General features: G+C 66.5%; 9 protein-coding genes and 2 pseudogenes. 5 read left to right on the top strand and 6 right to left on the bottom strand.

Features of this window, described 5'->3' with window-relative positions; genetic code table 11:
- Nucleotides 1-1,222, top strand: a 1,222-nt coding sequence (locus ACGFIV_RS32220) for a hypothetical protein (protein ID WP_392838623.1), incomplete at its 5' end; no start/stop codon positions are given.
- Between the two features lie 22 nt (nt 1,223-1,244).
- Here the strand turns inward: ACGFIV_RS32220 and ACGFIV_RS32215 are convergent.
- Nucleotides 1,245-1,406: pseudogene (locus ACGFIV_RS32215) on the bottom strand (transposase); the annotation flags it as partial.
- Nucleotides 1,407-1,830: 424 nt separating this feature from the next.
- On the opposite strand from ACGFIV_RS32215, the gene ACGFIV_RS32210 reads away from it, so the two are divergent.
- Nucleotides 1,831-1,983 (top strand): hypothetical protein, encoded by a 153-nt coding sequence (locus tag ACGFIV_RS32210; RefSeq protein WP_392838621.1) that lies wholly within the window; start codon nt 1,831-1,833, stop codon nt 1,981-1,983.
- On the opposite strand, the gene ACGFIV_RS32205 is transcribed toward ACGFIV_RS32210, so the two are convergent.
- The 3 genes from ACGFIV_RS32205 to ACGFIV_RS32195 all read right to left on the bottom strand — a co-directional run bounded on the left by ACGFIV_RS32205 (nt 1,980) and on the right by ACGFIV_RS32195 (nt 3,949).
- Nucleotides 1,980-2,120 carry a hypothetical protein gene (locus ACGFIV_RS32205; RefSeq protein ID WP_392838619.1) on the bottom strand — a complete coding sequence of 47 codons (141 nt, stop codon included), beginning with the start codon at nt 2,118-2,120 and terminating at the stop codon, nt 1,980-1,982. The two genes, ACGFIV_RS32210 and ACGFIV_RS32205, sit on opposite strands and share 4 nt — an antisense overlap.
- The gene (locus tag ACGFIV_RS32200; protein ID WP_392838617.1) at nt 2,096-3,400 is read right to left on the bottom strand and encodes a recombinase family protein; all 1,305 of its coding nucleotides are present in this window, start codon (nt 3,398-3,400) and stop codon (nt 2,096-2,098) included. Before ACGFIV_RS32200 ends, ACGFIV_RS32205 begins: the two co-directional genes overlap by 25 nt.
- A gap of 216 nt (nt 3,401-3,616) precedes the next feature.
- On the bottom strand, nt 3,617-3,949 hold the full coding sequence (locus ACGFIV_RS32195; protein WP_392838615.1) for a DUF5997 family protein: 333 nt from the start codon (nt 3,947-3,949) through the stop codon (nt 3,617-3,619).
- A gap of 88 nt (nt 3,950-4,037) precedes the next feature.
- Between ACGFIV_RS32195 and ACGFIV_RS32190 the strand changes: the two genes are divergently transcribed.
- Nucleotides 4,038-4,766 carry a LysR family substrate-binding domain-containing protein gene (locus ACGFIV_RS32190; RefSeq protein ID WP_392838613.1) on the top strand — a complete coding sequence of 243 codons (729 nt, stop codon included), beginning with the start codon at nt 4,038-4,040 and terminating at the stop codon, nt 4,764-4,766.
- Between the two features lie 13 nt (nt 4,767-4,779).
- On the opposite strand, the pseudogene ACGFIV_RS32185 reads toward ACGFIV_RS32190, so the two are convergent.
- Together ACGFIV_RS32185 and ACGFIV_RS32180 are read right to left on the bottom strand one after the other, a co-directional pair.
- A pseudogene (locus ACGFIV_RS32185) lies at nt 4,780-5,022 on the bottom strand (IS5/IS1182 family transposase); the annotation flags it as partial.
- Between the two features lie 401 nt (nt 5,023-5,423).
- Nucleotides 5,424-7,676: a PxKF domain-containing protein gene (locus ACGFIV_RS32180; protein ID WP_358548444.1), complete on the bottom strand. Its 2,253-nt coding sequence runs from the start codon at nt 7,674-7,676 to the stop codon at nt 5,424-5,426.
- Nucleotides 7,677-8,075: 399 nt separating this feature from the next.
- Here ACGFIV_RS32180 and ACGFIV_RS32175 point away from each other — a divergent pair, with 399 nt between their 5' ends.
- On the top strand, nt 8,076-8,654 hold the full coding sequence (locus ACGFIV_RS32175; RefSeq protein ID WP_358548447.1) for a helix-turn-helix domain-containing protein: 579 nt from the start codon (nt 8,076-8,078) through the stop codon (nt 8,652-8,654).
- Between the two features lie 141 nt (nt 8,655-8,795).
- On the top strand, nt 8,796-9,677 hold the full coding sequence (locus tag ACGFIV_RS32170) for an SDR family NAD(P)-dependent oxidoreductase (protein WP_358548449.1): 882 nt from the start codon (nt 8,796-8,798) through the stop codon (nt 9,675-9,677).
- Nucleotides 9,678-9,756: the final 79 nt, after the last annotated feature.

Raw genomic sequence — 9,756 nt, 5'->3', positions numbered from 1 at the left:
ACCACGTCTACAGCCACCGACGCACCCTCAATCTGTTCAAGATGGAAGTGAGGGAATCAAGCTGACCAAATCACAAACTCGCCGGGGCCCTGGGGAGCAGGTAGTTCGGAGCGCTGCCGAGGCGCACGTCGACGACCTTGTCGGGGTTGATCTCGACTTCGGTGGACCTACGGGGGCCGTGATGTTTCCTTTTGCCCTCTACCTGGGCTTCGGCCACGTCGATCCTCGCAAAGACCCGACACGTTGTGCCCAGGGGTGCGATCACGAGACTCTGGATGAGGATGAGCGTGACGAGTACGAGCATCCTGATGAATACGAAGCGTTATGTCACGTGACTAGTTCAGTCTTTGGTGACGACTTCGAAAGCGCCGGTCCCGGAAGGTTCTCCAACTTAGTCGGTCATCCTCATTGGAGCATTAACCAGATCCGCACCTCAGGGGCTTTTTCGCTCACTCCTTACGAAAAAGACGACTTTATCAACGCTCTACGAGGCAACGATGGTGGGGCGCAAGTTATCTTCTATAGTAGCGCCAGCACAAAGATTGCATCGCGATGGAGTGAATTCAGAAATGCCGCAATGGGGTGCCTGGAAACCAATGAGGATTGGACCGAGCTGGTCGGCGGCTGGCTCGATACTATCAGCGAACTACCTGATGAATACGATGTCCGGCTACACATCTACAATCCCTGTGACCTCATGGCAACCCTCGTTTACGGGTTGCCTGAGAGCATTCAGGAGTACGAAGCAGAGGTTATAACGAAGAGTCTGAGAGAGTATGTGCCGATGTTCGTAGCGGTAGCCACACCTCGAAACAAAAACTCCCCCAGCCACCTGCTGAAGGGAAAGCTCGGATGGAATGGCATCGCTGTGCCCGCCCTACGTCGCCGCATAAAGCAGGTGTACAAGGACCCTTGGAACTGGCACATCGCTAAGGCGACTGGCGTCGCCTGGCAGGCTGACCGCGAGTTGCTCGATCTTCTCGGTATGCATTACGTGGCCGATGTGTCGGTCCTACCTCCGTATACACAAGGAGGGATCGAGGAGCATGACACGTGGACCCTGCTGCCGCAGGATCTGAACCCTGAGACCGTTGAGAAATGGGGCGGCCTGTTCGGTATAGCAAACTTCATCGAGCGACACCGCGAAGAGGTCTTTCTGCTTGTGCAGGAGTACAGGCAGCGCCTACGCATCGTGGACACCAGGAACTTGCCCTCCGAGTGAACTTTCGACCTGAACGCACTCTTCACAAGCCGGGGTGTAGCTGCGGCCTGAAGCCACCTGCTTTGAGCAGGGACCTGGTGAGGTTGCGGAAGCCAAGGGCGGAGCTGGATGGGTGTTCGAGTCGGCCGTTGATGGTCTCGGTGGGGCCGTTGAACGTGCCAGGTCGGTCGAAGTAGGCCAGCACTCTCGGGCGCGGGCGGTGCGTGCCCGGACCGGCCGAAGAGCCGCAGCCGGGCACGCAGACCGGCCGGTGCGCCCGGCGGGCCGCGGAGCGGACCGCCTTTAATACATGTACAGATAAGTTACTTTCGATCTTGGCCGGTTCACATCTTCGCCGGTTGTTCGAGTGGTGATCAGTCTTCCGCTCGCTGGCCGGCACGGCAGCGTTGAGGACGACTGGGGACGTCCTGTCTCATCAGGGACTTCTAGGACGTCTCGACGGTGTCCGGCTGGGTGGTGTCCGGGCTTCGGCTGTTGTCGCATTCTTGATCTCGTCATCGTCCGAAAGGAGCGAGAAGGGAGGCGAGCATGCAGCGGAGGGAGGATCCGGAAGCGCGGTGCCGCGGGGCGGGTGTCGTGTGGGGGCGGCTGTCCGGTGGCGGGTGTGGGTGAATGACGAGATGCGGGCGCGGGTGGCGGCGTCTCGGGCGGCGCAGGGGTTGCCGCCGGTGATTGAGGATCTGGCGGTGTTGGAGCGGGTGGCGGCGGTGTTCCGGCTCGTGGGGGAGCGGCAGTCGGAGCGCCGCCTGTTGGCGGCTTAGGCGATCCAGTCGAAGGTGAAGCGGTCGGGGTCCCATCTTTTGCGCGGGTTGGCGGGCGCGACGGTGATGCGGTGGATGGTCGCGGCGACGATGGCGCGCTGTTGGGAGGTGTTCATCGCGTCCCATCGGGTGAGCATCTGCTGCATGGTTCGATGAACGTGATGAGGGGTGAGGTTCGGGACAGGCTGGCGAGTGCGGCGCGGTTGTTGTTCAGGCGCAGGTCGATGGGGGCGCGGGCGGCCATCCACTCCTTACGGGTGATCTCTCGGGCGGCCCAGGCTTCGGCCAGTTCTTCGAGGAGCTCTTCATCGGCGCGGACGAGTTCGGCGAGGTTGTCATCGTCGCCGGAGTCGTGGCGGATGCGTTGGGCCAGGGCGGGGGAGTCGAGCGCGGTCAAGAGCATGTCGCGGATGTGGATGTCGGTGCGGTGCGCGTTGGTTGCGACGCCGCCGCAGGATCCGCTGCCGGGGACGTTCGGGCAGACGTAGCGGGGGACACCGGAGCGGGGGCGTCCGTTCATTCGGTGTCCGCATTTGCCGCAGCGCAGGATGCCGGACAGTAGGTAGGTGCGGCCGGTGGCGGCTTGGCGGCGGTAGTCCCGGGCGGGGTCGTTGAGCAGTGCCCGTAAACGGTCGGAGTCGACGGGGGTGATGATCGCGGGCCATACCGCGTCGGCGACGATCTCCCCCAACAGCGGCCTTGTCGTCTGGAAGCTGCTGCGCGGAGTGTGTTCTCTACGCCCGCTGATCCGGGCTGAGGCGAGGAGTCGACGCAGGGTGGTGGGCAGCCAGTGACGTCCGGCCGGGGTTCGGATGTCGCGTTTCTCGAAGTCGCGGCAGACACTTGTCAGCGATTCGCCGGCAAGCACGCGGCGGGCGGCCTCACAAATCACCTCCGCCTCTTCGTCGATGACGGTGATGCGATCGTCGGCGTAGCCGTACGGACGCATTCCTCCACCCGAAACATTGCCTGCCTCGGCGCTCTGCCGCCGTTGACGCTTTTGCCGTTCGGCCTTGTGCTCGGCCTCGTGGCGGGCGGCAGCCCCGAGCATCCGCGCGATCAGACGCCCGGTCGGGGTGCCCAGGTCGATCTCTCCAGTTACGGTGGCCAGCTCGATGCCGCGCCGATCGGCCAGATCGATGACGTCTTCCAGCTCGCGGGGTGAGCGTGTCAGCCTGTCCACGTGCCAGCAGACGATCGCGTCCACCGTCCCGGCCTCGATATCGCTGAGAAGTCGTCGCCACGCGGGGCGGGGGCTTCCCGAGTACGCGCTGACGTCGTTGTCGGGGTAGACGTCCGCTACCTGCCATCCTCGGCGCTCGACCAGCGCCCGGCAGTCGGCTTCCTGGCGGGCCACCCCCAGTCCAGCACCCGCACGGTCCTGGCTGATCCGGCAGTAGATCGCAGCTCTCCGCATGGGTCACATAGATACACGCTCGTGGGCACAGGCGTCAGCTGCCCCATCGGCCTGATGACCGGCGAAGCCTGACCTCGGAGCCCGCCCTTGTGGGAAGGTCGGGCTCCGCCCGAAAAGGGCCTCGCTTCGCACCCAGTTGGTCACTCAGCGAGGCGGTGGCGGCAGCTTGGAGACGCGTCTGGGGTCGGAAACGTGCGGGATCTCAGCTGTCTAGCGTTACTTGAGGCGGAGCGCTTCTTTGCGGGCCTCGGCGTGGCTGGACCGCTCGCGCTCCAGCCACGCCGGGTTCTCCGCCTTCAGCGCATCGATCTCAGCGGTGGTGAGCGGTCCGGTGATCCCACCTCTGAGCAGGCCGGCAATGGAGACCCTGAGCTTCGCGGCGATGACCTGCTTGGTGTGCGGGCCGTTGCGGCGCAGGTCGGCGAGCCAGGCGGGTGGCGTCGACTGCAACTCGTTCAGCTCGTCCCTGGAGACGACACTCGCCTGGAACTCGGCGGGAGTGGCCGAAAGGGGGACACCCAGCTTCTTGGCCGCGGTCGCGGGCTTCATTGTCTGGATGGTCTTCGGTTTGGGCGAGGTCATGGCGTCAAGAGTAGTCAGCCGGAACAGGTTCCCTTGACATCGGTACCCTGAGGAAGTGACTGATGGAGAGCCCGGCAGGGTGTTTCGACTGGCGTACGTGCCCGGGGTGACACCCGCGAAATGGGTCAACGTCTGGACCGAGAGAATGCCCGGCGTGCCGATTGCCCTGGTCGCGGTTCCCGCCGCCGAGGTGGTGGGACTCCTGCGGAACGGCGGCGCCGACGCCGGATTCGTCAGGCTGCCGGTCGACCGGGATGGGCTCAGCGTGATTCCTCTCTACGTGGAGACCACGGTGGTCATGGTGCCTAAGGACCACGCGATGGCCGCCGCCGACGAGGTGGCCATCGCCGACCTTATCGACGACGAGGTGTTCCATCCTCTGGACGACACCATCGAGTGGACGGTCCGGCCCGGACTGCCCGCGTTCACCCGCCCGGCCACAACAGCGGACGCGGTCGAGCTGGTAGCGGCCGGCACTGGGATTCTCCTGGTTCCGCTGTCGCTGGCACGCCTCCACCACCGCAGGGATCTCACTTACCGGCCGGTGCCGGACGCGCCGCAGTCTCAGGTTGCGCTGACCTGGCCCACGGACGCGACCACTGACCTGGTGGAAGATTTCATCGGCATCGTCCGCGGCCGGACGGTGAACAGCTCGCGGGGCCGTACCCCCGTCTCCCCTGCGGAGAAACCGGCACAGCGGCCTGCACAAAAACCCGCACAGCATGGCTCCGGTCGCCGGGCCGTGCCAGCCAGCCGTAAAAAGAAGGGCTACCGGCCTCGGTGACCTGCAGACAGATGAGTCGGCGGTAGCAGATGAGAGCGGCCGCGAGGGCGATGAAGGACGCGAAGTGGTCGGCCCGGCGTTCGTAGCGGCGGTCCCCGTTCGACCATGCCATCGTGTACTCGATTACCCAGCGGTGCCGTCCCAGGCGTTGGCTGGATTCCACCCTGCGGCGGGCGATGCACGAGGTGATGCCACGCTCGCGCAGGAAGCGGCACACGCATGGGGTAGTCATACTTTTGTCGCCATGCAGCTTGGCCATCAAGCACGATCCGACCGCACGCGCGCTGGTCATCGCCATGCCCGAGGTCTTCCCCTGGGTTCGCCACCTCACCTCCGCCGAACTGCGTGCCTTCACCCTCGAACTGGTGGAGGCCCTCTCCGACGCGGCGGAACTGGATGTCGATGTCACCACACAGGAAGTCATCGCAGAGCCCGCCCTTGTGGGAAGGGCGGGCTCCGCCCGAAAAGGGCCTCGCTTCGCTCGGACTGCGCTTATTGGGGCTCCCGCGTTTCGGGGGTGTGGGGGCGGAGCCCCGCACAAACCCGTAGTCCTCGCTCCAGCGCCTCAGCAGCGCGACCCAGTCAGGCACGATGACTGCGGGGCCGGGGAGCGGGGCACGATGCCGGCTCCGTTCCCCGGCCGGGGTCGTATCGCGGTTACTTCAGGGTGATGGTGGTGAAGTGGCTGCTGCCGTCATTGAGCTTCAGCTCGAACGTACGGCAGGTGCCGGACCAGCTCTTTTCGGTCTTCCATACGTAGTTGTACTGACCGTCTTCGTAGCTGAGCTTCGAGTTCCCGGGGCCGCTGGTCGGCTCGGAGGCACCGGTCGCCTTCCCGGTGTCGCAGGCCACCGGCTGGGAGACCGGGTAGCCGGCGGCGATGACGCCCAGGCCGCGGTTACCGCCGAGGCCGAACTTGATCGGTACGGCGCTGTTGGCCTTGCCGCTCATCGTCGCCGGGAAGTAGGCCTGCCAGGGATAGACGACCTGGTAGGTGACCTTCTTGTCGGCTGCGTTGCCGGCCTTGTCGGTGGCGTTCACGGTGAACTCGTGGAAGCCCACGGTGGAGGTGCCGAGCGCGCTGCCGTCGGGCACCGTGCCGACACAGGTGGCAACCCCGGCCAGGTTGTCATCGCACCGGTAGGACGCGGTCGCGGCCGTCCCGAGCTCGAAGACCGCGCCATCGGTCGGCCTGATGAGGGAGATCGTCGGCTTCGTGAGGTCGACGGTCATCTTCACCGCCAGGTCACCGGCGATCGACACACCCCGCTTGTCCGCCACCCGGCCGTCGACGGTGGTGGTGAAGTCACAGGTGGCGTGCGGGAGCACCGCCTGCAGTCGGCCGTCGGCGCCGGTGGTGCCCAGGTCACGCGGACCGTTGCCGCAGTCGGCCCGTACCGGCGCCCCAGCCAGCGGCTGATCGCCGTCGGAGACCGCGGACACCGTCACCGCGTTAAGCGCGTTGTGCGCCACCGCGCCGCCCACGACGTCAAGGGTGATCTGCAGCCGCTCGGGGCTGATGTTGTCCATCGTGTCCGTCGGCTTGTGGTACTGCGGCTCGGTGACGTACGACCCACCGGTCGGACCGCAGACGGCCGGCGGGGCCGGCGGGCGGTAGTCGAGCCAGATGAACAGCGAGGACGGGATGCCCACGTCGAAAAACGCCTGGTGGTCGCTCTGCCCGAGCCTGCAGTTGCGCAGTCCGTCGAAACCGACGCGCGCGCCCGCGTTGTAGGCCTCCTGGACCACGTAGTTCGACTGGCCGTTCGGGGTCAGCGCCCACAGCCGGGCCGGCTCGTACGGCGTGCCGACCATGTCCATCTGCCACTCGCCGACGAACCGCGTCTTCTCCGCCGCGGTCAGCGTGTTGACGTACGCCCTCGCGCCGAGGAGGCCGCCCTCCTCACCGCCGAAGCCGCCGATCCGCAGTTCCTTGTCCAGCGGGTACTGGCTGAGGACCCGGGCGATCTCCAGCGAGACGCCGTTGCCCGAGGCATCGTCGTGGGCGCCGGGGGCACCCAGCACCGAGTCGATGTGCGCGCCGACCATGACGATCGGAGCCTTGGTGCCGTCCGGGTCGCCGACCGCGTGCCGGATGCCGATGACGTTGGTGCCCATCGGGTTCACGTACTGGTTGGTCGTGATCCGCAGCGTCAGCGGGCCCTTGTCCAGAAGGTCCTTGATCCAGGTGGAGTGTGCGCTGCCGCCGCCCATCACCGGGATGTTCGGCTGGGCCGTGGTGAGCGTGAACGACGGCGGCGCGTTGTTGCCGGTCGCGTAGGCCAGGATGACCGCGACAGCGCCCAGGCTCGCCGCGTTGACCACGGCGGTGTTGCGGACCGACGCGGTGGTGCTGTAGTCCATCAGAACGATCTTGCCCGCGGTGTCGGCGGGGAAGTCCGCGGCGGACTGGCCGGTCTTGGCGTAGACGACCTGCCCCTCCACCGCGGCGTCATTGCCAGTGAACTTCGCGCTGGTCGACGCGGCCATCTGCCAGTTCGGTCCTCCCGGCAGGTCGGCGTTCGGGGACGTGACCTTCGCGACGTTCTTGGTCGAGACCGGGCCCCATGACTGAAGGGCCACATCGAAGCCGTAGGACTTCAGGACGCCGCCGATGTACTCAGCGCCCTCCCGCTCCTGTGGCGTGCCGTTCAGCCGCGGGCCGATGTTCACGGCGAGTTGCCGAATATGGTTGACGGAGTTGGCCGAGTCGAACTGGTCGATGATCTCGTGGTCGTAGTCCTTCAGCAGGGCGCTGGTCGCAGCGGCCGTCAGGTCCGCGCCTGACGATCCCTGGGCCGGGACACCGCCGCTGGCGGCGGACACGGTTCCGAGCGCCAGCGCCGCCGCCAAGCCGCCGACGACGGTAAGTCGCCTGAGCCGACGGGGATGGTCGAATGAACTCCCCATAGAGGAACTCCCTGGTACTGGCGGACGTGGAGGTCCGCGTGGTGTCCTCGTCCTTGGGTCGCAAGGGGAGGGCAAGGTTCGCGATTAGTACCAGGTGGTTAAAATAAGTGTCAATAGGTGCATTACCCTGACAAAGTTCACCGCTGCCGGAAACTCGCCCTTTCCCGTCGGGGGAAGGGCGCGGCGACCCGCCGGCACCTACGGGCGCGGGACAGTGGTCGGCTGCCGAATCACGAGACAGGCCCGCGACCTGCGAAGGCGGCTTGAGCTTCCCCGCAGGCTCGGTACGCGACGAGGAGCATCGGCCGAGCCTTGGTGATCGAGACGTGCGTTGATGAGGAGTCGTTGCTCGAATCGGCGCCTCGCGGCCCTTGACCGGCAAGCCGTTAGGCTGTGCCCGTGACACCCAGTGCTGAGCGGCAGACGGTGTTGCGCGCGGACGCCGCACGCAACCGCGCACGGGTGTTGAAGGTCGCCCGCGAGCAGTTGGCCGCAGGCGACGACTCACTGATGCTGAACACCATCGCCCGGCTCGCGGGAGTGGGCGTCGGGACCGTGTACCGGCATTTCCCCAACCGGCACGCGCTGCTGGAGGTGCTGCTGGCGGAGCGCTTCCAGCAGCTTGTCGACGAGGCGCGGGCCGCGGCGGCCGACGAGGACGCCCTTTCGGGGCTGTGCCGTCTTCTGCGTTTCGCTCTCGGACGCACGCTGGACGACGCCGGGTTCGCAGCGGTGCTCGAATCCGCCAGCGACGCCGACGCACAGACCTCGGCGATGAAGGTCGAGCTGGACCGTGCCGTCGCGGAGCTGCTCGACCGTGCCCGCCGCGCGGGCGCCATCCGGCGGGGCATCGAGGCGGACGATGTCCGCCTTCTGCTCTGCGGCATCGAGCACGCGGTCCGCTCCGGTGGCAACGACGCGGAGCGTGCCGAGATCTACCTCGACGTCCTCCTTGAGGGCCTGCGCCCTCCGCGCTGACAGCAGCCTGAAAGCCGCAGCTTCGGAGTTCGTCGCCGCACGCCCGCTTCCGCTAATCGGGTGGCCATCCACTTATGCTACGGTCTGAGCATCAAAGCGGATGGCTATCCGGTAGCGTTCGGGCCAGTGGAGGGCAGGACCATGGGCAAACGGGCGGTGGTGACGGCGGGGACCGGAGGAATCGGCCTGGAGACCGCGATGAGGCTGGCGGCGACAGGTCACGCGGTGACCGTGATCGGCCGGAACGCCGAGCGGGGTGCCCGCGCGGTCGAGAGAATCGACGCGGTGGCGACCGGGCCGGGGGCGAGGTTCGTCGCCGCCGACCTCGCGTCGCTCGACTCCGTCCGAGGGCTCGCCGCCCGGCTCGCGGCGGAAGGCCCGCTGAACGTCCTGGTCAACAATGTCGGGGCGATGTTCGCGGATCGGCAGCAGACGGTGGACGGGATCGAGGCGTCGTTCGCCGTCAACCACCTTTCCCCGTACCTGCTGACCGAATTGTCGCTGGAGCCGCTCCGGGCCGGAGGGCCGAGCCGGATCGTGAATGTCACCTCGAGTGCGGTCCGGACGGCCAAACGCTCCTTCGGCGCCGTCGAACCGCCGGGTGGCTACTACGGCTTTCACTGGTACGGCCGAGCGAAGCTCGCCAACCTCGCCTACACGCTGGATCTGGCGGAGCGGTTGCGAGGCACGGGCGTCTCGGTCTTCGCGGCTGATCCCGGCGGCGCGGCCACCGCGATGACCGACGACACCGTGTGGTCGCCGAAGATCGTCTCGCCGGGGCTGCGGCTGCTTTGGCCGCTGGTCCGGCGTACCTTCGCACGCGCCACGTCCGGCTCCGCGGCACTGGCCGCACGATCGTCGGTTCTCGCGGCGGCCGACGACTCACTGAACGGGCGGACCGGCCTGGTCATCGGACCCGAGGTTCGTCCCGTCGCGCCCTTCCGCCCCGCCACCGACTCCCGAACGGCCGAGGCCGTCCTCCGGCTCAGCCGGCAACTGGCCCCTGCCTTGGTGAAGTCTTGAAAAATTCAGGAACGGACTGTTACCGTCACCAATCAACTCTAAAGGCTTGACTCGGGGCGATTTCGGGCTTTCCAAATCG

The organism is Sphaerisporangium sp. NPDC049003 (assembly GCF_043197795.1).
In the GTDB taxonomy this organism is placed as follows: domain Bacteria; phylum Actinomycetota; class Actinomycetes; order Streptosporangiales; family Streptosporangiaceae; genus Sphaerisporangium.
Note: the sequence above shows the minus strand (reverse complement) of the source record. Positions and strands in the feature narration are given on the sequence as shown.

Coding starts and splice junctions, on each gene's coding strand:
- ACGFIV_RS32205 (WP_392838619.1), bottom strand. CDS start 2,120: ATGCTCACCCGATGGGACGCGATGAACACCTCCCAACAGCGCGCCATC.
- ACGFIV_RS32200 (WP_392838617.1), bottom strand. CDS start 3,400: ATGCGGAGAGCTGCGATCTACTGCCGGATCAGCCAGGACCGTGCGGGT.
- ACGFIV_RS32195 (WP_392838615.1), bottom strand. CDS start 3,949: ATGAAGCCCGCGACCGCGGCCAAGAAGCTGGGTGTCCCCCTTTCGGCC.
- ACGFIV_RS32180 (WP_358548444.1), bottom strand. CDS start 7,676: ATGGGGAGTTCATTCGACCATCCCCGTCGGCTCAGGCGACTTACCGTC.
- ACGFIV_RS32170 (WP_358548449.1), top strand. CDS start 8,796: ATGGGCAAACGGGCGGTGGTGACGGCGGGGACCGGAGGAATCGGCCTG.